The following is a 24,815-nucleotide window of genomic DNA, read 5'->3' as shown; positions in this document are numbered from 1 at the left end:
CGGCTCGTAGCGGCCTCAGCTCTTGGGGTTGGCCAGACAGAACGTGGTCTTGGGCTCCGAGAGCGTCAGGAAGGTCGAATTCGCATCGCAGAGGAATTCGTCGTTCTGACCGTCGACCCGCTTGACGACCTTGACCGTCGCGTCCGCCGAGTCGCAGTCGGCGTAGGAGTATCCGGTCGTCTTGTCCTCGTGATAGCAGCTGCCCTGTTTGAGGTTGGGCGCCAGGCACAGGAATGCGGTGGTACCGCCGTTGAAGGTCTCCTCGTACGAGGAGTATTCGGCCCCGCAGTCCTGCTTCTTGTCGGAGGTCGATTTCACCGTGTAGACGGCCTTGGCCGAGGAGCAATCCACCGGCTCGGTCTTGGAATCTGCGGGCGATCCCTCCAGCACGTTGATGCAGTCACCGACCTTCGCGCGGGCGGTGTCGGATTTTGCCGCATCGGAAAACATCGAACAGCCGGTCACAGTCAGGGCGGCGACCGCCATGAGCGCCAGCACGAGACCCTTGAGCGGTCTCGGTCCTGCGAACTTCACCTACGAAAACCTTTCTCGCCGAGCCGTTCACCAATGGCGAACGTGGTGGGGAGGATACCCGCCCGCCCTGCCGGGCGGGTCCCGCCTCACATATGCAGCGAGTGCAGGCCGTACATACCCATCAGCGAATAGTTGACGATGCTGGGCAGCAGGTGGTTGAGAAGCAGGAGCCCGAAATAATTCACGATCCGATACACCTTTCGAATATCCGCGAGCGCAGCCGCACACGCGCGATCTGTAGTCGATATCCTCGCCCGAATCGTTACGCTCTGCAGCATGAAGCTCGAGCAGACGACCGCAGAGCTCTATGCCCTCGACCCCGCCGAATTCGTGGCCGCTCGCGACGAAGCGGCCCGCACCGCGCGCGCGAACGGCGATAAACAGCTGGCCACGGCGATATCGCGGCTGCGGCGTCCGACCGTCGCGGCGTGGGCGGTGAATCTGCTGGCGCACAAGGCAACCCAGGAATTGGGGGCACTGCTGGATCTCGGCGAGGCGTTGCGCGAGGCGCAGCGCACCCTGTCCGCCGACCGGATGCGCACCCTCGCCGACCAACGCCGCAAAGCGGTGAACGCGTTGACGGACAAGGCCGCTCGCCTCGCCTCGGACGCGGGGAAGAAGCTCACCGAGCCGGTGTTGCGTGAGGTCGCGCAGACCCTCAATGCGGCACTGGCGGATCCGGAGGTCACCGACCAGGTCCGTGCCGGCGTGCTGACCGCCGCGGTCGACTACGCCGGTTTCGGCCCGGCCGGGCCCGCCTTGGCCGCCGTTCCCGACGAGCGGTCCGAGGAACCGGCCGACACCGGCGCCGAGGAGCTGGCCGCCGCCCGGGAAGCGCTGGAATCCGCTCGGGCGGATCGTGATTCGACGGCGGACGACCTCGAACGGCAGCGCTCCGACGTGGCCGCCCTGGACGAGCGGATCACCGCGTTGCGCGACGAACTCGCGCAGGCCGAGGAATCCCGCCGATTCGCCGCCGCCGGGGTGACATCCGCCGAAGCGGCGTTGCGACGAGCCGATACCGAACTGGAGCAGGCGCAGCAGCGCGTGGACGACCTGGACCGGTAACCGCGAAACAGGTTGCCGCCGATCATCTTCGGCGGCAACGGCGGATCAGCCGCGCAGCGAACCCGGGTACAGGTACTCGTCCGGCGGCGGCGTGGTGGTGTCGAGCCAGGCGGTGAAGAATCCGCTGAGATCCGTCGTGGTCTTCGTTTGGATGAAGCTGCGGAATTCCGGCATGGAAGCGTTCCCGTAGGCATGGGACCGCACGAATTGCGCCACGGCGGGAAAGAACACGTCGTCACCGAGTTCGTGGCGCAGGGCGTGCAGGAACAACGGTCCGCGCGAATACACCGTGGTGAATTCGTTTCCGGCGCCGGGATTCTGCAGCGGAATCTCCCAGTAGGCGGGCTTGTCGAGGGTTTTGGCGATCGTGCGGCGGTAGAGGGCGTCGACATCCTTACCCTCTTTCCGTTCCGGCCACAGATAATCGGCGGTATAGCTGGCGAAGCATTCGTTGAGGCACACATCCGACCAGTTCCGCACCGACATCGAATCGCCCCACCACTGGTGGGTGTTCTCGTGGACGACGGTGTTGAAATCGGTCCACGGCGCGTAGATGGGCCGGGTCTGGGTCTCCAGCGAGAAGTGCAGGTCGGTGTCGACGTAGATACCGCCGCCGCTTTCGAACGGATACGGGCCGTAGAGGGATTCGAGGAAATCGAGCACCTCCGGCAGCCGCTGCTCGAGTGCCTTGCCCTTGTCCGCACCCGGCGCGAAGGCGCTGATCAGCGGAGTGCCGTTCGCGCGGCGCTGTTCGAGGAAATCGAAGTGGTCGATCGCGACGGTGGTGAGATAGCCGATCGAGGGATGTTTCGAACTCCACGTCACGGTCCGCTTGTCGCCGGCGACGGTATCGCTGATTCGCAGTCCGTTCGAAACCGCTTGCCACTCTTGCGGAATCGTCACCCGCAAGTCGAAAGTCGCCTTGTCCAAGGGTGTGTCGTTGAGCGGGTACCAGGTGGTCGCCGAATGCGGCTCACCGGCGGCGAAGGCACCGCCGCTCGGTGAGATGGTCCAGCCGGAATCGGGGTCGTCGGATTCGTTACCCGCATAGTCGACCGTCACCGTGAACGGCAGCCCGGGCAGCACCGGCAGCGCCGGTGTGACGGTCAGTTCGTGTTCACCGCCGGTGGTGAAGCCCGCCGGCAGGTTGTTCACCGACACCTTGGACACCGCGGGCCCGGCGTAGTCGAGGTTGAACGCGCGCAGCGGCTGCGTCGACACCGCGTCGATCCGCGCCGTACCGGCGAGATGCCTGCTCGGCGGGTCGTAATCGATGGCGACGTCGTAGTGCTGCACGTCGTAGCCGCCGTTGCCGTCGTCGGGATAGTAGGGGTCGCCGAGGCCGGGCGATCCGGTGAACGGATCGGCGGCGGGCTGGGCCAGCACCGGGATCGGTTGCACCTGGCCGGGGAGCACCAGCGCCACCCCGCACAACGCTCCCGCCGTGAGACACCGTGCCCAGGCATGCGACTTCATCGACCCTCCACCCCTTTCGCGGCACGGTGTGCCGACCATCAGCCGATGCTAGTCGGCCCCGCTGCGCGCCGGAACCGCCACACGCGTCACCCGCGCAGTTCCTCGGGCAGTTGCTGCGGATCCAGCAGCAGCCGTTGGGAATCGACGCGGCCCACTTTCTCGGCGAGGCCGAGATTGTCGGCCAGCAATTTCCACTCCACATCGCTGATCGCGGTCCGGGCGCGCTCGATCACGCCCAGGTCGCGGGTGCCCCAGGCGATCGGCATCGCGCTCACCGCTTGGCGCAGATCGCCGACCGACCGCGGCGCGCGATCGGCCCGCACGGTCACCGCCGGAACCTGCTCCCCCGCGTCGGTGTCGTGCCCCGGCAGGGCACGTACGACGCGGGTGATCAGCGCGTAGCGCGGCACGGCGCCGGGTTTGGCGAGGTTCACCAGCGCGAGCAGCGTGATCCCCTTCGGGTGCCGTCCCGACACCACGGCCGGGACCAGCTCGCCCTCGGCGTACAACTTCTCGATGCGCGAGCGGTACGGCGTCCACAGCGCCACGAACAGCGCGGTGATGGTCGCCAATGCGAAGGCCACCGCCAGGAGGAACGAATACGGGTGATTGAGCCAGATCAGCCCCGCGGTACCGAGGCCGAGCACGATGGCCGCGGTGAAGGCCAGGATCCGCAGCCGCCGGATATCGCGGACGACTTCGTTCACCGCCCGGGCATGTTCGCGGTCGACCGCGAATTCGAAGCGTCGCACGTGTCAAATCCTCACATCTGTCCGGCAGCGGTAACCCAGCGGCGCGCCCACCGCGGCCCGATCGGCTGCCCTACCCGATCGCCGGGCCCAGCAGATCGTCCGCATCGGTGATGCGATAGGCATACCCCTGTTCGGCAAGGAAACGCTGGCGGTGGGCCGCGTATTCGGCATCCAGCGTGTCACGTGCCACCACCGAGTAGAAATGCGCCTGACCACCGTCGGACTTCGGGCGCAGCAGCCGGCCCAGACGCTGGGCCTCCTCCTGACGGGAACCGAAGGTGCCCGAAACCTGCACGGCCACGGACGCTTCCGGCAGATCGATGGAGAAGTTCGCGACCTTGCTGACCACGAGGACCGGGATTTCACCGTTGCGGAACGCGTCGAACAGCGCCTCACGCTCCTTGGTGCGGGTCGAACCCTGAATGACCGGAGCGTTGAGGTGTTCGCCGAGTTCGTCGAGCTGATCGAGATAGGCCCCGATCACCAGGCTGGGCGCGTCGCGGTGCCGGGCCAGGATGGATTCGACGACGGGGAGTTTGGTGCGCGCGGTGGAGCAGAGCTTGTAGCGTTCCTCCGGTTCCGCGGTGGCGTAGGCCATGCGTTCGGCTTCGGTGAGGGTGACCCGTACCTCGATGCAGTCGGCCGGCGCGATCCAGCCCTGGGCCTCGATGTCCTTCCACGGCGCGTCGTAGCGCTTCGGGCCGATCAGCGAGAACACGTCGCCCTCGCGGCCGTCCTCGCGCACCAGCGTCGCGGTGAGCCCGAGCCGGCGCCGCGACTGCAGGTCGGCGGTCATCCGGAACACCGGGGCGGGCAGCAGGTGGACCTCGTCGTAGATGACCAGGCCCCAGTCGCGGCTGTCGAACAGTTCCAGGTGCTTGTATTCGCCCTTGGTCTTGCGGGTGATCACCTGATAGGTCGCGATGGTGACCGGGCGGATCTCCTTGCGCTCGCCGGAGTACTCCCCGATCTCTTCCTCGGTCAGCGAGGTGCGGGCGAGCAGTTCTCGCTTCCACTGCCTACCTGCCACGGTGTTGGTGACCAGGATCAACGTCGTCGCCTGGGCCTTGGCCATCGCGGCGGCGCCCACCATGGTCTTGCCCGCCCCGCAGGGCAGCACCACCACACCGGAACCACCGGCCCAGAACGAGTCGGCGGCCAGCTCCTGATAGTCGCGCAGATGCCATTCGTGCGTGGCGAAGTCCAGATCGATGCGATGCGCCTCGCCGTCGACGTAGCCGGCGAGGTCCTCGGCGGGCCAGCCGATCTTCAACAGCATCTGTTTGATCCGCCCACGCTCGGACGGGTGCACGACGACCGTGTCGTCGTCGATGCGGGCGCCGAGCATAGGCTGAATCTTCTTGTGCCGCAACACTTCTTCCAGCACGGCGCGATCCAGGCTCACCAGCACCAGGCCGTGGGCGGGATGCTTGACCAGCTGCAACCGCCCGTAGCGGGCCATGGTCTCGACCACGTCGACCAGCAGCGGCTGCGGCACCGCATAACGCGAATAGCTGACCAGCGCGTCGACGACCTGTTCGGCGTCGTGCCCCGCCGCCCGCGCGTTCCACAGCGCCAGCGGCGTGACCCGGTAGGTGTGCACGTGCTCGGGTGCGCGTTCGAGTTCGGCGAACGGCGCGATCGCCTGCCGGGCCGCATCGGCCTGCTCATGGTCGACCTCGAGCAGCAGGGTCTTGTCGCTCTGCACGATGAGCGGTCCGTCCGTCACGGCACCTCCTCCAGATTCTCGGGCCGGCCCCCTGCGCCCCCTGCGCACGAGGAATACGTCCCACATTGTTGCCGGGACCCCCGACAAACCTTCATCAACCCTACGCGAGCTGGGCAGATGTTCGCTGTGAGTGCACTCGCAGCCGGACGCGTCAGAGCGCCGATCCGGACCCGCGCAGGGGCGGCCAGTCGGTGGCCGGCTCCGGCGGGTCGCCGGCCAGCCGCCCGGCGACCCAGGAATCCCTGCGCACGCCGCGCTGCACAGCCGCCCCACGCAGCAGCCCTTCGTAGTGGAAGCCGGTCCGCCGCACCACCGCGGCGGAGGCGAGGTTGCCGACGAACGCCCGCCACTCGATGCGGGCCAGGCCGAGCCCCTCGGCGGCGAAAGCGAAATCACAGACCAGCCGGACGCTGCGGGTCATCAACCCGCGCCCGCGCACCGCGTCGCTGAGCCAGAAGCCGATCTCGGCGGCCCCGGGCTGCGGCCCGGCCTCGAGGCCGACCATGCCGGCCACCGGCCCCTGCGCTGCCGTGCGCACGGCCCAGACCGGACTGCGGGCCGCCCACCCGGGCGCGACGATATCGGTCAGGAATCCCACCGCGTCGGCCCGCCGATACGGCACCGGCACCGTCGTCCACTCCGGGATCGACGGCTGCCGGCAGCACGCGACGATCGCGTCGATATCGGCCTCGGCCGGGCGCGACAACCACACCGTCCCGTCGGTCAGTTCACAGTCCTCCACGGCTTCATGCTGGCACGCAACCCAGCGGTGGCCCAGCGGATTTCCGGCGACCGTAGAATCGGACCAATGGTTGCCGCGTTGCTCGCCGATTTGTTCGAATCTCATCGGGCGCATCTGCTCTCGGTGGGCTATCGGCTGACCGGCAGCGTGGCCGACGCCGAGGACGCGGTGCAGGAAAGCTGGCTGCGGCTGGCCACCACCCATCAGTCCGAGATCGAGGACCTGCGCGCCTGGCTGACGACCGTGGTCAGCCGGATCTGCCTGGATCGGCTGCGCAGCGCCGCCTTCCGGCGGGAAAGCTATGTGGGACAATGGCTTCCGGAGCCGATCGTGACCCGCGTGACGCCCTCCAGCCTGCCGGATCCGCTGGAATCGGTGGTGCGCAAACAGGATTGCCGTTTCGCCGCGCTGGTGGTCCTCGACACCCTGACGCCGCCGCAGCGGGTGGCATTCGTATTGCACGACGGGTTCTCGGTGCCGTTCGACGAGATCGCCGAACTGCTCGAGGTGACGCCCGAGGCGGCCCGCCAGCTCGCGGTCCGGGCCCGGAAATCCCTGGCCGCGGCCCCGGAACCGGTATCGGACACCGAACATCTGGCCGCCGTCCAGCGACTGCTCGAGGCGCTGTATTCCGGCGATGTGGCGGCGGTCGTCGCGGCCCTGCATCCGGATTCGGTGTTCATCGGCGATACCGGCGGCACCGCGAAGACGGCGGCGCGGGCGATCGTCGGCGCGGACAAGATCGCGCGGTTCGTCCTCGGGCTCATCCGGATGTATCAGGTGGAACAGGCCGAACTCTCGCCCACCGGTTCCGATCGATTCGAATTCGTCGGCGTCAACGGCCAACTCGGGTTGCTGCTGCACGAGCGCGCTCCGCGCAACGGTGCGCCGGGATCACCACCGCGCGTGGTCGGCTTCACCGTCCGCGACGGATTGGTCTGGGGCACTTACGATGTCGCCAATCCCGCGAAGCTCGGCGGCATTCGCCTGCCCCGGGATCCGGCGTAGCCGCCGGAACGCATCGAGCGTCCCGGCGGCTCGTGACTACGGAGTGGACGAACCGGTCCACATGTCCGGGGTGCTCGAACCGAGTCCCCAGTTGCCCGTGGACGATCCGGTACCCCAGTTCGGCGTCGAGGATCCCCAGCCCCAATCGTTGCTGAAGATGTTGTGCAGGGTGTCGTTGATGTATCCGAGGACCGTTCCCGCCGCCGGATGCAGCAGAAGGTCGAGATAGGAGGCCATACATCGCCCCTTTCGAGCCACCACCGAAGTGGTTGTGAGATAGAACACGGGGAGGCTAGCTGTCACCAGGAAACCGCACAACCATGCAGGTCAGAAGCCCGAATGAAATGTGAAACATAGCCTTTCGCTATCGCACCGCAACCGTAGCGAACGGGCGGCAAGCATCGCCCCGATCCCCGGCCCGGGGTGTGCGCCGCGGGCACGACGGCGGTATCGCTACGTTGGGACCATGCCAGCCATCCCCACCGTCGCCCGCCTGCGCCCGTTCCGCGCCACGATCTTCGCGGAGATGACCGAGCTGGCCGTGCGCCACGACGCGATCAACCTCGGCCAGGGATTCCCCGATTCGGACGGCCCGGCCGCGATGCTGGAGGTGGCCCGCACCGCCATCGCCGACGGACTGAACCAGTACCCACCCGGGCGCGGGATGCCCGTGCTGCGCTGGGCGATCGCGGCGGACCGGAAGCGCCGCTACGGGGTGGACTACGACGTCGAATCGCAGGTCGTGGTCACCGTCGGCGCCACCGAGGCGATCGCGGCGGCGGTGCTGGGCCTGGTGGAGGCCGACGAGGAGGTGGTGCTGATCGAGCCGTACTACGACTCCTACGCCGCGGTGGTCGCCCTGGCCGGCGCCACCCGCCGCACCGCGCGGCTGGTGCCGGACGGCAACGGATTCGTCCTCGACCTGGACAGCCTGCGCGCGGCGATCACGCCGAAAACCCGCATGCTGCTGCTGAATTCGCCACACAACCCGACCGGCGCGATCCTGTCCCGGGCCGACCTCGAGGCGATCGCGGAGCTGGCTCGCGAGCACGACCTGATCGTGGTCTCCGACGAGGTGTACGAACATCTCGTCTACGACGGCAACACCCACATCAGCATCTCGACGCTGCCCGGCATGGTCGAGCGCACGATCGTGATCTCCAGTGCGGCCAAGACTTTCAGCGTCACCGGCTGGAAGATCGGCTGGGCGTGCGGCCCGGCACCACTGATCGACGGGTTGCTGGCCGCCAAGCAGTTCATGAGCTTCGTCGGTGGCGGGCCGTTCCAGCCGGCGGTCGCCTACGCCCTCGAACACGAGCAGCAGTGGGTCGCCGATCTCCGTGACCGCCTGTCCGACAAGCGCATTCGGCTCTCGGAGGCACTGGCCGACGCCGGATTCCGGGTCAAGCGCAGCGATGCGACCTATTTCGTCTGCGCCGATATCAGCCCGTTGAGTTCGGCCGACGCACTGGTCTTCTGCCGGGAGCTGCCGCAGCGGCTCGGCGTCGTCGCGGTCCCGATCGAGGTGTTCGCCGACGACCGCGAATCGTGGAACCGCCTGGTGCGCTTCGCATTCTGCAAGCGGGACGACACACTCGACGAGGCGGTCCGCCGTCTGCACGCGGCCCACGTGTGATCGGCGCGGCGCACGATCGAGCGGTCACCTTCGCCCCGAGCCGCGAACGAAGGTGACCGCGATCCTGTCTCAGCCGCGGCGCCGGGCCACCGCGTCGGCGAGGCGGTCCAGCTGCGCCGCCGTGGTCTCCCAGTCCAGGCAGGCGTCGGTGATCGACTGGCCGTAGGTCAGATCGTCGGCGTGGCCGAGGGTGAGGTCCTGACGGCCGGCGACCAGGAAGCTCTCCATCATCACACCCACCACCGCGCGGTCACCCGCGGCGATGCGCTCGGCGATATCGGTGACCACGTCGACCTGCTTGTTGTGGTCCTTGTTGCTGTTGCCGTGGCTGGCGTCGACGACCACTCGCTGCGGCAGCCCGGCCTTCTCCAGGCGCAGGCAGGCCTCGGCGACGGAGGCGGCGTCGTAGTTCGTGCCGGCGCTCCCGCCGCGCAGGATCACGTGGCAGTCCGGGTTGCCGCTGGTGCGGATCAGCGCCGAGCGACCGTCGAGGTCGGTGCCGGGGAAGACGTGGCTGGCCCCGGCCGCGCGCACCCCGTCCACGGCCACCTGCACATCACCGTCGGTGCCGTTCTTGATCCCGACCGGCATCGACAGCGCGCTGGAGAGCTGCCGGTGCACCTGGCTGGCCGCGGTGCGCGCGCCGATCGCACCGTAGGAGACCAAGTCCGCGATGTACTGCGGCGTGATCGGATCGAGGAATTCGCAGGCCACCGGCAGTCCGAGACCGGTGATGTCGACCAGCAGCCGCCGCCCCAGTCCGAGACCGGTGTTGACGTCGAACGAACCGTCCAGATGCGGATCGTTGATCAGGCCCTTCCACCCGAGCGTGGTCCGCGGCTTCTCGAAGTAGACCCGCATCACGATGTGCAGGCGATCGGAGAGTTCGGCGCTCTTGGCGGCCAGGCGGCGCGCGTAGTCGAGAGCGGCCTCGGGGTCGTGCACCGAACACGGACCGACGACGACCATCAGGCGGTCGTCGGCGCCGTCGAGGACTTTCACGGTGGCGGCGCGGCCGGCCCGCACGGTGTCGGCGAGCGCATCGTCGATCGGATGCTCGCGGCGAACCTCGGCGGGCGAGAGCAGGGGGCTGATACTCAGCGTGCGCTGATCGTCGAGGTCACTGTGTGAGGCATCGACATCGGCTGCGGTGGTCATGATGGGTTCCTTTTCTCAGGCCGACCCACCGAACGAGATCCCGTGGAGCCGGTCTGCAATCCGGCTCGGGGTGGGAGAAGGTCAGCGCGGGTCACCGACCGACCCACCCGGGGCCGGCTTGGTAAACCAGAAATACGCGCGCTGCACGAGGGTGACTGTACCAGGGGCGCGGCGGGAGTGGATTCGACCGGGTGGCCGGACGTGACGGTCCCCACAGGCGCGGCGGACGCGACGGGGCCCGGCCGGGATCGAACGATCCTGTGCCGGGCCCGAATTCGCGTGCGGCGGTCAGAACATGCCGGGCTCATAGGTGCCCGCCGGGGTGCCCGCGATGACGTTGAGCCGGTTGTAGGCGTTGATCAGCGCGATCAGCGAGATCAGGGCGCCGATCTGCTCGTCGTCGTAGTGCTTGCGCACCTGCTGCCAGGTCTCCTCGCTGATGCCGCGGTGGACATCGGCGAGGCGGGTGCCTTCCTCGGTCAGCGCGAGCGCGGCCCGCTCGGCATCGGTGAACACGATCGCCTCTCGCCACGCGGCGACCAGGTTGAGCCGCACCGAGGTCTCGCCCGCGGCGGCCGCATCCTTGGAATGCATATCGGTGCAGAAGCCGCAGCCGTTGATCTGGCTGGCGCGCAGCTTGACCAGTTCCTGCGTCACCTTGGGCAGCGGCGAGTTGTCCACGACCTGGCCGGCGTTACCGATCCGCTTGACGAACTTGGCGGCGATCTCGTTGCTGAACAGAGCGAAACGGGGTTCCATGACCATCCTCCTGTACACAGTGAGCCGCGCTTCGCGGCGTCGCTACACAGAGATGACGGCGCAGCACCCACCCGGTGTGACATCCGCGGAAGTGATGCCGATCACACCGATTCGAAGCGGCTCAGCGGCGGGCGAACGAGTAGGTCACGTCGGTGAGTTGTTCGGACAGGTCCCAGAGGCGGCGGGCGGTGACCTCGTCGCGGGAGGCGGCCGAGGAGCCGCAGCGCTCGGGATAACCACGCAGGCCGCCCAGGTGGGTCGGGCCGTAGAAGGCGCCGGGTTCGACCTTCGCAGTGGCGGCGTAAAGGCTTGGTAGCGCGCCCATTTCGGCCGACTGGGCGAGAATCCGGTTGCCCAGGGCCATGATCGCGTCCAGGAACGACTCCGTATGCGATTGCAGTTCGGTGCTGGCGTAGCCGGGATGGGCCGCGACCGAGACCTTCGGCGAACCGGCCGCGGACAGGCGGCGCTGGAGTTCGTAGGCGAACATCAGATTCGCCAGTTTCGACTGACCGTAGGCGCGCCAGCGTTCGTAGCGCCGATGCTGGTAGTTCGGATCGGCGAGGTCGATGCGGCCGATCATATGGGCGCCGCTGGATACCGTGACGACGCGATCGGAGATCTTGTCGAGCAGCAGTCCGGTCAGCGCGAAATGGCCGAGATGGTTGGTGCCGAACTGCATTTCGAAGCCGTCGGCGGTGCGGCGCAGCGGCAGGGCCATCACGCCGGCGTTGTTGATCAGCACATCGGCGCCCTCGATCGTGCGCGCGAATTCGCGAATCGAGGACAGGTCGGCCAGGTCGAGCCTGCGCACCTGCACCCGTTCGCCGATGGTGTCGGCGACCGCCCGGGCCTTCACCTCGTCGCGGCAGGCCATGATCACCTGCGCACCGGCCTGCGCCAGGGCCCTGGTGGTGGCCGCGCCCAGTCCGCTGTTCGCGCCGGTCACGATGATCGTGCGACCGCTCTGGTCCGGAATATCGGAGATGTTCCAACCGCTCACCCGCACGAGTCTAGGCGGGCACCGGCCGCTCCGCGCTGTTGTCGCGAGCCGGGCCGTGGCGTTTCGGGTCGCCCGTGACGCGACACGACCTCACCTGATATAGGGTTGCCTAACCTATCTAAGGCAGCTCGACACTGCGCAGCTCGACCGGTGAGGCGTTACCCGTGACTTCGATATCCCCCGCTCAGCAGGACCTGCTCGACGGTTACGTACCGTATCCGGCCGAACTCGCCGAAACTTATCGGGCCGCGGGCTACTGGCGCGGCGAACCGCTGGGCGAGCTGCTGCGCGACGCCGCCCGCCGCGGGCCCCGGCGTCCCGCCCTGCACACCGAGAGCGGGCCGATCGACTATGCCGAACTCGATCGCCGCGCCGATCGCGCGGCCCACGGGCTACTCGCCTTCGGACTCGAGCCCGGCGACCGCGTAGTGGTTCAACTGCCCAATGTGACCGAATTCGTGGAGGTGCTGTTCGGGCTGCTGCGCGCCGGGATCGTGCCCGTACTGGCCCTGCCGGCGCATCGGCAGGCCGAGATCGAACATCTGACCCGGCTGTCGGGGGCCGCCGGCTACATCGTCGCCGACAAGGCCGGCGACTTCGACTACCGCGAACTGGCGGCCGCGGTGGCCGCGCGGGTGCCATCGTTGCGCACGATCTTCGTACTCGGCGATCCCGGCGACTACGTCGATCTGCGAACGATTGCGCGCGAAGGCGATTCGCTGCCGGAAGTCGATGCGTCCGGTATCGCGGTGATGCTCGTTTCCGGCGGCACCACCGGCCTGCCGAAACTCATCGCCCGCACCCACGACGACTACCACTACAACGCCCGCGCCGGCGCCGAAATCTGCGCACTGAGCTCCGACGACGTGTACATGGCGACACTGCCCGCCGCACACAACTTTCCGCTCTCCTGCCCGGGCATTCTGGGCGCGGTCGCCGCGGGCGCGTCGGTCGTCATGCTGGCCGACCCGAGCCCGGAGAACGCGTTCGCGACCATCGAACGCCACGGCGTCACCGTGACGGCGGTGGTCCCGCCGCTGGCCCAACTGTGGTGTGCCGCGGTGGAATGGGAGGAGGCCGACCTGTCCAGCCTACGGCTGCTGCAGGTCGGTGGCGCGAAATTGGCCGAGGTCAATGCCCGCGAGGTGACTCCGGCCCTGGGCGCGACCCTGCAGCAGGTGTTCGGCATGGCCGAGGGACTGATCAACTACACCCGCCTCGACGATGCCGAGGAAACGATTCTGATCTCCCAGGGCCGCCCAGTCTCCCCCGCCGACGAGGTCCGCGTGGTCGACGGCGAGGGTAACGACGTCACACCCGGCGAGGAAGGCGAACTGCTCACCCGTGGTCCGTACACCATTCGCGGCTATTACCGTGCGCCGGAACACAATTCCCGCGCCATCACCCCCGACGGCTACTACCGCAGCGGTGATCTGGTGCGGCAACTGCCGAGCGGGCATCTGATCGTCTCGGGCCGGATCAAGGATGTGATCAATCGCGGCGGCGAGAACGTCTCCTGCGACGAACTCGAGGAACACCTGCTGGCCCATCCCGCGGTCCGGCACGCGGCCGCGGTCGGACTGCCCGACGCGGCCCTCGGCGAAAAGGTCTGTGCCGTCCTGGTGATCGACGGCGAGATGCCGAGCCTGGCCGAGATCAAGGAGTTCCTCACCGCTCGCGGCCTGGCGACCTACAAACTGCCCGACCTTCTCGAACAGGCCGACGCGCTGCCGTTCACCGCCGTCGGCAAGATCGACAAGAAGGTGCTGCGGGCCCGCTACGACACGCAGACCGCGACCGCGCCGAACCGAGCCTGACCGCCGCACCGAACTCTCGTCCCACGGCCCCTCCGGTACGAGAAAGCCCGGCGGTAGGTCCCGCCGGGCTCGTTCTATCGGGCTTCGACGACGTAAGGCGCTACGCTGCCCAGCTTTTCGCAGGTCTCGGTGAATTCGCGCTCCGGGCGCGACTGGGAGACGATGCCGGCTCCGGCGCGCAGCCAAGCGCCCTCCGCGGTCTGGTAGATCGCCCGCAGCACCAGCGTGGCCTCCAGCGCGCCGCCCGGCGAAACGGTCACCACCGCACCGGAATACAGGCCGCGGGCGTCGTGGTCGAGACGGAACACCGCGTCCACGCCGGTGCGCTTGGGGATACCGGAGGCGGTCACCGAGGGGAACAGCATTTCCAGCGCATCCCAGGCGCTCTTGCCCTCGGCGAGGGTGCCTCGCACGGTGGAGGCCAGATGTTGCACACTCCCGCGTTCGCGCACCGCCATGAAATCGGAGACGGCGGTGCTGCCCGGCTCGGCCACCGCGGCGATCTCGCCGAACGAGGTCTGCACCGAAATGGCGTGCTCGACAATTTCTTTCGGATCACCCACCAGCTCTTCGCGCGCGGCGGCATCGGCCGTCTCGCCGCGACCGAAGGCGCGGGTGCCGGCCAGCGGCTCGGTGGTCACGACCCGGTGGCGGTCGACCGAGGCCACCAGCTCGGGACTGAATCCGGCCGCCTCCAGGCCGCCCAGTCGCAACAGGAACGAGCGCGCGGGCGTGTTGCTGGCGCGCCCGAGCCGATAGGTCTGCGGAACGTCCACGGGGAAGGGCAGATCCACCTTTCGCGACAGGATCACCTTCTGATACCGCCCGTCCCGGATCTCGTCGACCGCCTCGGCGACCCGGCCGCGATAGTCGGTGGGATCGATGGTGACATCCACCGGCCGCGCCGACGCCGGAGGTGTCGCACTCGCCTGCGCGATCAGTTCGTGGATCTCCGCGGTCTCGCGGGGCGTCGCACCGGACACCCGCACGCCGGAGGCGTCGATGCGCACCTCGATGCGCGGAATCATCAGCTGCGCGAGGGTGGTTCGGGCCGGAACGTGCGCATCGGCGCCCAGCGCCCAGGCGCAGAATTCGAATCCGATCCAGCCGTAGGCGTTGCGACCCCGCAGCGGCAGCGTGGCCAGCGCCGCGTCGATCACCGCGGCCGGGCGGCCCTGCCACGGTTCGACGGTGGACCGGCCCTCCCATTCGACACGCAGTTCGCCGGAGTCCAATTCGATGCTGCCGATCGGATCGGCGGCGAACACCCAGCCGTCGGGCCCCTCGTAACCGACGTACTCGCCGAATCGGTCGGCCGCGGCGAGCGCCGCCATGGCGTCGGCGGGTGCGATCGCCGACGCCGTGCCCGTCACCTCCGGCCCCGTTGCCAGCTGCCCCGTCGCCCCCGGATCGTCCCCGTAACCGTTTCGCACCCGCTCGTCCGTGGTCGACACCGTTCCTCCAAGGTTATGCTTACCTAACTACAAGAGGTGAGGTTAGCATTACCTGTCCTTTTCGGTATTGTGCCGGAGCACACATCGGAATCGCTTTGCGAGCGTCATGGTCAACTTCCTGCGCGAATATGCTTCCGCGAGCTTGAATGGTGGAGCGCCGTCGAGGAGGGGCCCGCCATGATCGATCACGCTGCCGGCAATCCGGCTCCGAGTACCGCGAAGGATCTGCCGCGCTCGGCCGTCGCCCTGGTCGACGCAGTGTCGCCGGTGGAACGCGAATTGATCGGCGGCTGGCTCGCCGAGGGCGGGATCGCCGCCGAACTCGGAATCGACGCTCCCGTCACGCAGATCGACCTGGACGCCGCCGCTATCGCCGCCCGGCTCGTCGGCCGCCGCGACGACCCGCTGGTGATCCCGATCCGGGTGCTGTGGCTGCCGCCCGAACGAGACGGCGTGCGGCGCACCACCTTCGCCGATCTGGCGCTGCTGAGCAATCCGCGCCGGCCCCACCGGCTGCTGCAGCGCCGGCTGGTGGACAAGGCGCCCGACCGGCATCTCATTCTCACCGGACAGCCCGCACGGCTCAGCGATCTGCGTACGAACAACCCCGGGGCCGCCGAAAGTTCGGAACCGTTCGCGCGGGCGATCGTCCGTGCGGGCACGGTGGCGCTGGAACGCGCCGAACGATCGGTGATCGGCGACCGGTACAAGGTTCCCCGGATGGTGGTCGAGGAGATTCTCGACTCCCCAGACTTCCTGCGCCGCCTCGACACGATCGCCACCGAAACCGGAACCGAACCGCGCGAGGTGTACCGCCGGGCCGAGAAGGCGCTGCGCGAACTCGTGGCCGCGCAGAGCCGGCTGATCTCGGATCTGTTCACCCAGGCGATGCGGCCGGTGCACGCCTCGGCCTGGAGGATCGACTGCGACCGGTCCGGGCTCGCGGCACTGCGGCGCCTCAATCGCAACTACCCGCTGGTGTTCCTGCCCTCGCATCGTTCCTATGTGGATGCCTTCGTCCTCGGTGACGCGCTGGCGCGCAACGACTTTCCTCCCAACCATGTGATCGGCGGCGCCAATCTCGGTTTCTGGCCGATGGGGCCGATCGCGCGTCGCACCGGCACCGTCTTCATTCGCCGCAGCTTCGGCGACGACGAGATCTACAAGGCCGTGGTCGAGGAGTACTTCGCCTATCTGCTCGCCAAACGCTTCAATCTGGAGTGGTACTTCGAGGGTGGGCGCACCCGTACCGGGAAGTTGCGCCCGCCCCGGTTCGGACTGCTGAACTACCTGGCCTCGGCCATCCGTTCGCGGCGCATCGACGATGTGATGCTGGTGCCGGTGTCGATCACCTACGAACGGCTCAACGAGTTGGGATCCATTGCGACCGAACAGGTCGGCGGCGCCAAGAAGCCCGAGGGGCTGACCTGGCTGGCCCGCTACATCCGCAGCCAGCAACATTCCGCCGGGCGCGTCTACGTCCGTTTCGGCGCGCCGCTCTCGGCGCGCGACCGGCTGGCCGCCCACGGCGATCCGATGCAGCCGATCGCGGAATCGCTCGCTCCGGATCCGGAAGAAGTGTCGGACCGGCAGCGCAAAGCCGTGCAGCGCTTGGCTTTCGAGGTGGCGGTCGGCATCAACGCGGTCACTCCGGTCACGGTCAACGCGCTGGTGACGCTGGCCCTGCTCGGTGTGCACGAGCGCGCACTCACCCTCGGCGAGGTGCGCCAGACGCTGGAGCCGGTCCGTGGTTACATCTCACGCCGCGCGCTGCCGACCGGCGAGTTGGATACGCTGCGCGACGATCAGGGTCTGGCGGTGGTTCTGGAACAGCTGTCGCTGGCCAGGGTGGTGACGGTGTACCGGGGCGGGCTGGAACCGGTGTATTCGATCGAGGCCGGCGCCCATCTGGAAGCCGCGTTCTATCGCAACAGTGCCGTGCACTGGTTCGTGAACCGGGCGATTCTGGAATTGGCGATTCTGGAGGTGGCCGACCAGCAGGCCGGCGCCGCACCCGGTATCGAGGCCATCTGGGATGCCGCCTACCGGCTGCGCGATCTGCTCAAATTCGAGTTCTTCTTCCCCGACCGGATCGAATTCGCGGCCGAGATGAGCGCGGAGATGCTCCTGGTGGACCGCGATTGGGAGCAGCGCGGCAGTGCCGCGGAACTGGTCTGCGCGCTGGCCGATTCGGGATTCATCATGGCGCACCGCGTGGTGCGCTCGTTCTTCGATGCCCAGCTCGTGGTGGCCGAGCGCCTGGCCGCCGCCGATCCGGCCGCACCGCTGGACCGCAAACAGTTCATCGACGAATGCCTGGCCGTCGGACGCCAGATGCTGCTGCAGCAGCGGCTGCACAGCACCGAATCGGTATCGTCCGAATTGTTCTCCAGTGCGGTGAAACTCGCCGAGAACTACGGTCTGCTCGATCCGGGCACACCGGATCTCGCGCGGCGTCGCCGCGAGCTGGCCGACGAACTGCGCACCATCGGCGCTCGCATCTCCCGTGCGGCCGCTCTCGATCCGTCCAGCCGCGCACCGCAGGGGACAGTGTGAACCTTTCCGAAGCGATTTCCGCCATCCGGACCGGGCCGCAGGGCCCGCGAGTGGCGGCCGTATTCGACTTCGGCGGAACGGTCGTCGCGGGCTTCGCTCCCGCCGCCGCACCGCTGCGCCTGCTGCGCGGACGCGACTCGCGCCGGGCACTGACCGACACGCTGCTGTACAGCATTCGCGGTTCGCGGACCGAGGGTGAGTACGAGCGCTTCCTGCAGCGCCTCGCCCGAGTGTGGGCGGGCCGTACCGAGGAAGAGCTCACCGAACTCGGCGAACAACTGTTCCGCAGCACCGTCTACGGGCACGTGTATCCCGAAGCGTGGCAACTCGTCCGGGAGCACGAGGGGGCCGGGCACACGGTGGTGATGGTCACCAGCCTCACCCGTTTCCAGGTGCTACCGGTGGCCCGGGAACTCGGGGTGGACCACGTGCTCTACACCGCGATGGCCACCGCCGACGGCGTCCTCACCGGCTTCACCGAGGGAAAACCGCTGTGGCGCAACGAGAAGGCCGCGGCGGTGCGGCGCTTCGCCGCCGAACACGATATCGATCCCGCCGACAGCTACGCCTATGCCGACGCGGCCCCGGATATCCCACTGCTGGAATCCGTCGGCCATCCGGTCGCGGTCAATCCGGGACCGCGCATGTCCATGACCGCCGGTGAACGCGACTGGCCGACCCTCACCTTCAAGCCGCGGGAACCGGCCCGCGTCACCGACTTCGCCCGTACCGCGGTCGGTTTCACCGGGCTGCTCAGCGGCGCCGCCTTCGGGGTCGCCTCCCGCGCCGCCACCCGCCGCCACCGGGCGATGGCCGACGCCATGATCGCCACCGCCGCCGACACCACCCTGCGCACCACGGGCGTACGGGTGCGGGTGGTGGGCGCCGAGCATGCCCGGCAGCCGCGTCCGGCCGTCTTCCTGTTCAATCACCAGAGCCAGTTCGACATGGTGGTGCTGGCCGCGGTGCTGCGTTCGGGATTCACCGCTGTGGTGAAGAAGGAGGTCACCACCAACCCGGTCTTCGGCCCGCTGTTGCGATTCGCCGAGGCCACCTTCATCGATCGCTCCGACACCACGAGTGCGAAGGCGGCGTTAGAACCGGTCGTCGACACCCTTCGTGGCGGGCTCTCGCTCGTGGTGGCGCCGGAGGGCACACGCTCGATGACGCCGCGGATCGGCCCCTTCAAGAAGGGCGCCTTCCATATCGCGATCGAGGCCGGGGTGCCGATCATTCCGCTCGTCATCCGCAACTCCGGCGAAATCGCCTGGCGGAATTCGGCGATCGTGCGCAAGGGCACGGTGGATGTGGCGGTCCTGGCACCGATCGATGTGAGCGGCTGGGATCCGCAGCACATGGACGCCGACATCGCGCGCGTGCGGCAGCTGTTCATCGACACGCTGCTGGACTGGCCGGACGATGCGGCCGTGGAGGCAGTGCCCTAGGTGCCGGACGCCCCCAGCCCCCTAACGCCCCAGCCCCCTAACGCCCCAGCCGCTAGACGCGACGGCCGAACAGCAGCTTCCACGGCATCAGCGCCGATTCCAGCTGCACCTTCAGGCTCATCTTCGACGCGCCCTTGGTGCGCTCCTCGAAGCGGATCGGCACCTCGGCGATCGAAATACCCTGCTTGATCGTGCGGTAGTTCATCTCGACCTGGAACGAATAACCGTTGCTGTGGATCGAGGCCACATCGATGGCCCGCAGCGTCTCCGCCTTCCACGCCTTGAATCCGGCGGTCGCGTCCTTGACGCCGAGCCGCAGGATCGCGTTGACGTAGAAGTTCGCCCAGGCCGACAGGGCCTTGCGATACCACTTCCACTCCGCCGCGGTCGAGCCGCCCTCGACGTAGCGCGATCCCAGGACCACACCGGCATCGGAGGTCTCGAGCTTCTCCAACATGGCCGGAATCACCTCGGCCGGGTGGGAGAGGTCGGCGTCCATCTGGATGACCACGTCGGCGCCCTGGTCGAGCGCCGCGGTGATGCCGGCGATGTAGGCACGGCCGAGGCCGTCCTTCTCGGTCCGGTGCAGCACACCCACCACGGACGGCAGCTCGGCGGCCAGTTTGTCCGCGACCTCACCGGTACCGTCCGGGGAGTTGTCGTCGACCACCAGAACGTGCAGATCGGCGACCGGTAGTGCGGTCAGCCGCTCCACCGCCACCGGCAGGTTCTCCCGCTCGTTGTAGGTCGGCACCACCACGGTCACCTTCACAAGTCGCCCTCCACTCGATTCGACCTGACTGCGCGCGCCCGGATCCGGGCACGACGTGCTCTGGAGAACCGTAGCCCACCCACCTGAGAGGGCACGAGCGGCTCAGTCTCTCCCGTCGCGGGCATCCTCGCGGGCATTGCGTTCGCGCACGATCTCGAGCGCCCGCTCGGCGGTGGCACGGTCCGGATACGGCCCCATCCGGTCGGCGAACCAGCACCGCTTGCTCTGTTCGGCGCGGTGATGCTTGAGGCAGTAGTACCACTGATCGTCGGAATCGCCCATGCCGATCATCGTCGCACCCGGCGCCCGCCCTGTCAGGCAACCGGTGAATCCGCACGTCGGGCCGCCCGGCGGGCATCCACCGACGAGTGTGGCCCTTGACACACTCGCGTGGTGAATGTACGTTCATTCACAACAAATGCTAGTTCACTCATTCGGCGGTGGTCCGCTCGCCGACTCGTCGGAGCAGAAGGAAGCGCAATGGATTTCTCGACCTACTCCCAGCTCACGTTCAAACGCCTGGACGACGGCGTCCTGCTGATCACCATCGACCGGCCGGAGAAATACAACGCCGCCGACGAGCAGATGCACGCCGAGCTGGCCCGGGTCTGGACGGATGTCTCCGGCGATCCCGAAACCCGGGTCGCGGTCATCACCGGCGCCGGCAAAGCGTTCTCCGCGGGCGGTGACCTGGCGATGGTCGAGCGCATGGCCGGTAACCACGAGCGGGTGGCGAACATGCTGCAGGAGATGAGCGACCTGGTCTACAACATGATCAACTGCGAGAAGCCGGTCGTCGCCGCGATCAACGGCGTCGCGGTCGGCGCCGGGCTGGTGGTGGCGCTGCTCTCCGATATCTCGATCTGCGCCGAGGACGCCAAGCTGGGCGACGGGCACGTGAAGCTCGGCGTGGCCGCGGGCGATCACGCGGCGATCCTGTGGCCGCTGCTGTCCGGTATGGCCAAGGCCAAGTACTACCTGCTGACCGGCGAGATGGTCGTCGGCGCCGAGGCCGAGCGCATCGGCATGGTCACCAGCGCGGTGCCGCGCGAACAGGTGCTCGACGACGCGCTCGCGGTCGCGGGCAAGCTCGCCGGCGGTTCCCAGCTGGCCATCCGGTGGACGAAGAAGGCGCTCAACAACTGGCTCAAGCAGGCCGGTCCCATCTTCGACCAGTCCGCCGCCTACGAAATGCTCTGCTTCATGGGCCCGGATGTCACCGAGGGCTATACCGCCCTGCGCGAGAAGCGCGCCCCCAACTTCCCCTCCGCCCGCGCGGTCACCGGTAACTGAGGAGCCGAACACGATGAGCGACAACACCATTGCGGTAGTCACCGGAGCCGGTTCGGGTATCGGCCGGGCGATCACCCTGGCCCTGGCCGCCCGCGGCGACCGGGTCGTGGCCGCCGATCTGGATCTCGACGCCGCCAAGCGCACCGCCGAACAGCAGTCCGACCGCATCTTCGCCATGCAGGTCGACATCGCCGACGCCGAGCAGGTGCAGGCCCTGCGCGATCGGGTGCACGCCGAGGTCGGGGTGCCGAACATCCTGGTCAATGCCGCCGGCTGGGACCGCACCGACAAATTCCTCAACGCCACACCGGAATTCGCGCAGAAGGTGGTCGCGATCAACTACCTGGGGCCGGTGCACATGTGCAGCGCGTTCCTGCCGGGCATGGTGGAGGCCGGCGGCGGTCGGGTGGTCAACCTGGCCAGCGACGCCGGGCGCGTCGGCAGCTCCGGGGAAACCATCTATGCCGGCGCCAAGGGCGGAGTGATCGCCCTGACCAAATCGCTGGCGCGCGAGATGGCCCGCTACTCGATCACCGTCAACTGCGTCTGCCCCGGGCCGACCGACACCCCGCTGTTCCAGGCCCAGGACGAGAAGCTGAAAGAGGCGCTGATCAAGGCGATTCCGTTCCGCCGCCTCGCCCGGCCGGAGGAGGTCGCCGCCCCGGCTCTGTTCTTCGCCTCCCCCGACGCGTCGTTCATCACCGGTCAGGTGCTCAGCGTCAGCGGCGGACTCACCATGGCCGGCTGAGCGCCGCGCCGACTTCGGAGGACCAGATGTACGACGCCCATGCCTACCGGCAGTACTTCGAACACGATTTCACCTACCTCAACGGTTTCCGGCGCAACGTCCACCGCTACGCCCACCACCCGGCGATCGAGGATCCGGCGACCGGGACGACCGTCACCTACGCCGAACTGGGCGACCGCGTCGATCGGCTGGCCACCGGCCTCGCCGACGCCGGTGTCGAGCCGGGTGACGTCGTGGCATATCAGCTGTTCAACGGGGTCGAGTTCGCCGAGCTCTATCTGGCGACGCAGGCCGCCGGAGCGGTCGGCTCGCCGATGAACTTCCGGCTCGCCGCCGGTGAGACGTCCTACATCCTCGCTTCGAACCGTCCGCGGGTCTTCGTCTACGACACCGACCTCACGCCGATGGTGCGAGACGCGTTGGAGCGCAGTGAGTTCCGGCCCGGTCTGCTGGTGGCGGTGGGACCGGGTGAGCCGCTACCGGGCGCGGTCCGCTTCGACGACCTGGTCGCGGCGACGGCGCGGGCGCTCCAGCCGGATCGCACGGTGTGGGACGAGACCACCCGCCTGTACACCTCCGGCACCACCGGGATGCCGAAGGGCGTGCCGCTCAACAGCCTGGTGGAGATCTTCAGCGCACACGACGTCATCATGCATTTCCCGATGTCGCCCGAGGACAAGACGCTGAACATGACCCCGTGGTTCCATCGCGGCGGATTGTATTGCGCCGGACCGAATCCCACGTTCTACTTGGGCTCCTCCCTGGTACCGATGCGCGCCTTCGACGCCGACACCACCCTGGATCATGTGCAGCGCTACGGCCTGACCTTCCTCATCGGCGCGCCGACCAATCTGGCCATGCTCGCCCACGCACAGGAGGCCCGGCGCCGCGACCTGTCGAGCCTGCGCGGCATCGTGACGATGGGCGCTCCGCTGGAACGCGAGGCGGCGCTGCGCTATCAGAAGGTGTTGAATCCCAACATCTTCAACGGATACGGCAGTACCGAGGGATTCTGGAACACCTTCCTGCGCCCGTCCGATCTGCCGGCCATGGCCGGAACCGCCGGGCGCGCGTGCATCGACGACGACGTGGCGGTGGTCCGGGTACTCGACGACCGGCTGGCCGAGCCGGAGGAGACCGTCGCCAAGGACGGCACGGAAGTGGGCGAGGTCATCGTCCGCTCACCGAAGGGCGCCAATGCCTACGTCGACTCGCCCGATCAGGAGGCCCGCAAGTTCCATCGCGGCTGGTTGTATATCGGTGACCTCGCCACCTGGGACGAGCAGGAATTCGTCACCATCGTCGGACGCAAGGACGACATGCTGCTGTCCGGCGGCGAGAACGTCCACCCCGTCCAGGTCGAGGAGGCGCTCAACGAACATCCCGGCGTAGACGATTGCCTGGTGGTGGGCATACCCGACGAGCGCTGGGGGCAGGTGGTGGTGGCCTATGTGGTCGCCGCCGAGCCCGGAGTGGGCGTGGCGGAGCTGGACCGGCACTGCCGCACCCATCCCATGCTCTCGGCGTTCAAACGCCCGCGCGCCTACCGCTTCGTGGATTCGCTGCCGGTGTCGGCCACCGGCAAGAAATTGCATTACAAACTCACCGAACAGGCCCGCGACGATGCCGCGGCCGGCCTGTTCACCTATCCGGACAAGGAAAACGCATGAGCGCGAAACGTCCCCCCGCCTTCGACGCACTCGACCCGCTGGCCATCGATTCGCTGCTGTCCGAGGACGAACGGGCCGTGCGCGACAGTGTGCGGGGCTTCTGCGCCGAGCACATCACCCCGCATATCGCCGACTGGTTCGAAGCCGGCGATCTGCCCGGCGCGCGCGATCTGGCCCGCGAATTCGGCAGGCTCGGTGTACTCGGCATGCATCTCGAGGGTTACGGATGCAGCGGCGCCTCGGCCGTGCACTACGGTCTGGCCTGCCTGGAACTCGAGGCCTGCGATTCCGGTATCCGCTCGCTGGTCTCGGTGCAGGGCTCGCTGGCCATGTTCTCCATCTGGAACAACGGTTCGGAGGAACAGAAGCAGCGGTGGCTGCCGGGTATGGCCACGGGCGAGATCATCGGCTGCTTCGGCCTCACCGAACCGGATGTGGGCAGCGATCCGGCGGCCATGCAGACCCGCGCCAAGCGCGACGGTGACGACTGGATCCTCAACGGGCGCAAGATGTGGATCACCAACGGCTCGATCGCCGATGTCGCGGTGGTGTGGGCCAACACCGACGAGGGCATCCGCGGTTTCATCGTCCCCACCGACACCCAGGGTTTCAGCGCACACACCATCAAACACAAACTGTCGCTGCGCGCCTCGATCACCAGCGAACTGGTCCTCGACGACGTGCGCCTGCCCGCCGAGGCGATGATGCCCGAGGGCCGCGGCGTCAAGGCGCCGCTGTCGAGTCTGTCCGAGGCGCGCTACGGCATCATCTGGGGTTCGATGGGCGCGGCGCGCTCGGCCTGGCAAGCGGCTCGCGATTATTCGATGCAGCGCAATCAGTTCGGACGTCCGATCGCCGGATTTCAGCTGACCCAGGCCAAACTCACCGATATGGCCGTCGAACTGCACAAGGGCCAACTGCTTTCGCTGCATCTGGGCCGGCTCAAGGATTCGGTGGGACTGCGGCCCGAACAGGTGAGCTTCGGCAAACTCAACAACACCCGCGAGGCGATCGAGATCTGCCGCACCGCGCGAACCATTTTGGGCGGCAACGGTATTTCGCTCGAATATCCGATCATCCGGCACATGGTGAATCTCGAATCCGTCCTCACCTACGAGGGGACGCCGGAGATGCATCAACTCGTGCTCGGCCAGGCCTTCACCGGCCAGAACGCCTTCCGCTGACAAGAGGTCCC

Annotated in this window: 22 protein-coding genes; 10 read left to right on the top strand and 12 right to left on the bottom strand. The window is 67.9% G+C overall.

Annotation, left to right across the window (positions count from 1 at the left end):
- Window positions 1-15 precede the first annotated feature (15 nt).
- Window positions 16-534: an LppU/SCO3897 family protein gene (locus NN2_RS27120; RefSeq protein WP_104363257.1), complete on the bottom strand. Its 519-nt coding sequence runs from the start codon at window positions 532-534 to the stop codon at window positions 16-18.
- A 276-nt stretch (window positions 535-810) separates the two neighbouring features.
- On the opposite strand from NN2_RS27120, the gene NN2_RS27115 reads away from it, so the two are divergent.
- Complete coding sequence (locus NN2_RS27115) at window positions 811-1,602, top strand: hypothetical protein (RefSeq protein WP_063017068.1); 792 nt, start codon at window positions 811-813, stop codon at window positions 1,600-1,602.
- A 45-nt stretch (window positions 1,603-1,647) separates the two neighbouring features.
- On the opposite strand, the gene NN2_RS27110 is transcribed toward NN2_RS27115, so the two are convergent.
- From NN2_RS27110 to NN2_RS27095, 4 genes are all read right to left on the bottom strand, one after another.
- Entirely contained in the window at window positions 1,648-3,078 is a 1,431-nt protein-coding gene (locus NN2_RS27110) for a M1 family metallopeptidase (RefSeq protein ID WP_082857299.1), read from the bottom strand.
- 86 nt (window positions 3,079-3,164) lie between these two features.
- Window positions 3,165-3,830, bottom strand: a complete 666-nt coding sequence (locus NN2_RS27105) for a DUF3239 domain-containing protein (RefSeq protein ID WP_063017066.1) — start codon at window positions 3,828-3,830, stop codon at window positions 3,165-3,167.
- Window positions 3,831-3,900: 70 nt separating this feature from the next.
- Window positions 3,901-5,559 (bottom strand): DNA repair helicase XPB, encoded by a 1,659-nt coding sequence (locus NN2_RS27100; RefSeq protein ID WP_063017064.1) that lies wholly within the window; start codon window positions 5,557-5,559, stop codon window positions 3,901-3,903.
- Between the two features lie 151 nt (window positions 5,560-5,710).
- Window positions 5,711-6,301, bottom strand: a complete 591-nt coding sequence (locus NN2_RS27095; RefSeq protein ID WP_063017062.1) for a GNAT family N-acetyltransferase — start codon at window positions 6,299-6,301, stop codon at window positions 5,711-5,713.
- A 66-nt stretch (window positions 6,302-6,367) separates the two neighbouring features.
- Here NN2_RS27095 and NN2_RS27090 point away from each other — a divergent pair, with 66 nt between their 5' ends.
- Window positions 6,368-7,309: a sigma-70 family RNA polymerase sigma factor gene (locus tag NN2_RS27090; RefSeq protein ID WP_063017060.1), complete on the top strand. Its 942-nt coding sequence runs from the start codon at window positions 6,368-6,370 to the stop codon at window positions 7,307-7,309.
- A 36-nt stretch (window positions 7,310-7,345) separates the two neighbouring features.
- Here NN2_RS27090 and NN2_RS27085 read toward each other — a convergent pair whose 3' ends face one another.
- Complete coding sequence (locus tag NN2_RS27085) at window positions 7,346-7,546, bottom strand: hypothetical protein (RefSeq protein ID WP_030513254.1); 201 nt, start codon at window positions 7,544-7,546, stop codon at window positions 7,346-7,348.
- A gap of 229 nt (window positions 7,547-7,775) precedes the next feature.
- Here NN2_RS27085 and NN2_RS27080 point away from each other — a divergent pair, with 229 nt between their 5' ends.
- A complete protein-coding gene (locus tag NN2_RS27080) occupies window positions 7,776-8,945 on the top strand; it encodes a pyridoxal phosphate-dependent aminotransferase (RefSeq protein ID WP_063017058.1) in 1,170 nt (389 codons plus the stop codon).
- Window positions 8,946-9,014: 69 nt separating this feature from the next.
- Here the strand turns inward: NN2_RS27080 and NN2_RS27075 are convergent, their stop codons facing one another.
- From NN2_RS27075 to NN2_RS27065, 3 genes are all read right to left on the bottom strand, one after another.
- Window positions 9,015-10,103, bottom strand: a complete 1,089-nt coding sequence (locus NN2_RS27075) for a 3-deoxy-7-phosphoheptulonate synthase (protein ID WP_030513252.1) — start codon at window positions 10,101-10,103, stop codon at window positions 9,015-9,017.
- Between the two features lie 288 nt (window positions 10,104-10,391).
- Window positions 10,392-10,862, bottom strand: coding sequence for a carboxymuconolactone decarboxylase family protein (locus tag NN2_RS27070; RefSeq protein WP_063017080.1), 471 nt, complete (start codon window positions 10,860-10,862; stop codon window positions 10,392-10,394).
- Window positions 10,863-10,983: 121 nt separating this feature from the next.
- Window positions 10,984-11,865: an oxidoreductase gene (locus tag NN2_RS27065; RefSeq protein WP_030517480.1), complete on the bottom strand. Its 882-nt coding sequence runs from the start codon at window positions 11,863-11,865 to the stop codon at window positions 10,984-10,986.
- 164 nt (window positions 11,866-12,029) lie between these two features.
- Here NN2_RS27065 and NN2_RS27060 point away from each other — a divergent pair, with 164 nt between their 5' ends.
- Window positions 12,030-13,682 carry a (2,3-dihydroxybenzoyl)adenylate synthase gene (locus NN2_RS27060; RefSeq protein ID WP_063017056.1) on the top strand — a complete coding sequence of 551 codons (1,653 nt, stop codon included), beginning with the start codon at window positions 12,030-12,032 and terminating at the stop codon, window positions 13,680-13,682.
- A gap of 74 nt (window positions 13,683-13,756) precedes the next feature.
- Here the strand turns inward: NN2_RS27060 and NN2_RS27055 are convergent, their stop codons facing one another.
- Window positions 13,757-15,136 carry a salicylate synthase gene (locus NN2_RS27055; RefSeq protein WP_063017054.1) on the bottom strand — a complete coding sequence of 460 codons (1,380 nt, stop codon included), beginning with the start codon at window positions 15,134-15,136 and terminating at the stop codon, window positions 13,757-13,759.
- Window positions 15,137-15,313: 177 nt separating this feature from the next.
- On the opposite strand from NN2_RS27055, the gene NN2_RS27050 reads away from it, so the two are divergent.
- Both NN2_RS27050 and NN2_RS27045 read left to right on the top strand, forming a co-directional pair.
- A complete protein-coding gene (locus NN2_RS27050) occupies window positions 15,314-17,692 on the top strand; it encodes a glycerol-3-phosphate 1-O-acyltransferase (protein ID WP_082857298.1) in 2,379 nt (792 codons plus the stop codon).
- Window positions 17,689-19,137 carry an HAD-IB family hydrolase gene (locus tag NN2_RS27045; protein WP_063017052.1) on the top strand — a complete coding sequence of 483 codons (1,449 nt, stop codon included), beginning with the start codon at window positions 17,689-17,691 and terminating at the stop codon, window positions 19,135-19,137. The genes NN2_RS27050 and NN2_RS27045 overlap by 4 nt, the downstream gene beginning before the upstream one ends.
- A 52-nt stretch (window positions 19,138-19,189) precedes the next feature.
- On the opposite strand, the gene NN2_RS27040 is transcribed toward NN2_RS27045, so the two are convergent.
- The gene (locus tag NN2_RS27040; RefSeq protein WP_036525684.1) at window positions 19,190-19,891 is read right to left on the bottom strand and encodes a polyprenol monophosphomannose synthase; all 702 of its coding nucleotides are present in this window, start codon (window positions 19,889-19,891) and stop codon (window positions 19,190-19,192) included.
- A 120-nt stretch (window positions 19,892-20,011) separates the two neighbouring features.
- Window positions 20,012-20,191: a hypothetical protein gene (locus NN2_RS27035; RefSeq protein ID WP_030517474.1), complete on the bottom strand. Its 180-nt coding sequence runs from the start codon at window positions 20,189-20,191 to the stop codon at window positions 20,012-20,014.
- Between the two features lie 198 nt (window positions 20,192-20,389).
- On the opposite strand from NN2_RS27035, the gene NN2_RS27030 reads away from it, so the two are divergent.
- The 4 genes from NN2_RS27030 to NN2_RS27015 are packed head-to-tail and all read left to right on the top strand — an operon-like array spanning window position 20,390 to window position 24,804.
- Window positions 20,390-21,202, top strand: coding sequence for an enoyl-CoA hydratase/isomerase family protein (locus NN2_RS27030; protein ID WP_063017050.1), 813 nt, complete (start codon window positions 20,390-20,392; stop codon window positions 21,200-21,202).
- Window positions 21,203-21,215: 13 nt separating this feature from the next.
- On the top strand, window positions 21,216-21,950 hold the full coding sequence (locus NN2_RS27025) for an SDR family NAD(P)-dependent oxidoreductase (RefSeq protein WP_063017048.1): 735 nt from the start codon (window positions 21,216-21,218) through the stop codon (window positions 21,948-21,950).
- 26 nt (window positions 21,951-21,976) lie between these two features.
- The gene (locus NN2_RS27020) at window positions 21,977-23,620 is read left to right on the top strand and encodes a class I adenylate-forming enzyme family protein (protein WP_063017047.1); all 1,644 of its coding nucleotides are present in this window, start codon (window positions 21,977-21,979) and stop codon (window positions 23,618-23,620) included.
- Window positions 23,617-24,804: an acyl-CoA dehydrogenase gene (locus NN2_RS27015; RefSeq protein WP_030517470.1), complete on the top strand. Its 1,188-nt coding sequence runs from the start codon at window positions 23,617-23,619 to the stop codon at window positions 24,802-24,804. The genes NN2_RS27020 and NN2_RS27015 overlap by 4 nt, the downstream gene beginning before the upstream one ends.
- Window positions 24,805-24,815 lie beyond the last annotated feature (11 nt).

This window comes from Nocardia nova NBRC 15556 (assembly GCF_001613005.1).
Classification (GTDB): Bacteria; Actinomycetota; Actinomycetes; order Mycobacteriales; family Mycobacteriaceae; genus Nocardia; species Nocardia nova.
The sequence above is the reverse complement of the archived record's forward strand: the minus strand, read 5'-3'. Positions and strand labels throughout refer to the sequence as shown.

Bases quoted from the DNA above. Each gene is read 5' to 3' on its own strand.
- NN2_RS27050 (WP_082857298.1), top strand. From the start codon at position 15,314: ATGATCGATCACGCTGCCGGCAATCCGGCTCCGAGTACCGCGAAGGAT.
- NN2_RS27080 (WP_063017058.1), top strand. From the start codon at position 7,776: ATGCCAGCCATCCCCACCGTCGCCCGCCTGCGCCCGTTCCGCGCCACG.
- NN2_RS27025 (WP_063017048.1), top strand. From the start codon at position 21,216: ATGAGCGACAACACCATTGCGGTAGTCACCGGAGCCGGTTCGGGTATC.
- NN2_RS27115 (WP_063017068.1), top strand. From the start codon at position 811: ATGAAGCTCGAGCAGACGACCGCAGAGCTCTATGCCCTCGACCCCGCC.
- NN2_RS27035 (WP_030517474.1), bottom strand. From the start codon at position 20,191: ATGGGCGATTCCGACGATCAGTGGTACTACTGCCTCAAGCATCACCGC.
- NN2_RS27075 (WP_030513252.1), bottom strand. From the start codon at position 10,103: ATGACCACCGCAGCCGATGTCGATGCCTCACACAGTGACCTCGACGAT.
- NN2_RS27110 (WP_082857299.1), bottom strand. From the start codon at position 3,078: ATGAAGTCGCATGCCTGGGCACGGTGTCTCACGGCGGGAGCGTTGTGC.
- NN2_RS27015 (WP_030517470.1), top strand. From the start codon at position 23,617: ATGAGCGCGAAACGTCCCCCCGCCTTCGACGCACTCGACCCGCTGGCC.
- NN2_RS27070 (WP_063017080.1), bottom strand. From the start codon at position 10,862: ATGGAACCCCGTTTCGCTCTGTTCAGCAACGAGATCGCCGCCAAGTTC.
- NN2_RS27020 (WP_063017047.1), top strand. From the start codon at position 21,977: ATGTACGACGCCCATGCCTACCGGCAGTACTTCGAACACGATTTCACC.
- NN2_RS27085 (WP_030513254.1), bottom strand. From the start codon at position 7,546: ATGGCCTCCTATCTCGACCTTCTGCTGCATCCGGCGGCGGGAACGGTC.
- NN2_RS27030 (WP_063017050.1), top strand. From the start codon at position 20,390: ATGGATTTCTCGACCTACTCCCAGCTCACGTTCAAACGCCTGGACGAC.
- NN2_RS27090 (WP_063017060.1), top strand. From the start codon at position 6,368: ATGGTTGCCGCGTTGCTCGCCGATTTGTTCGAATCTCATCGGGCGCAT.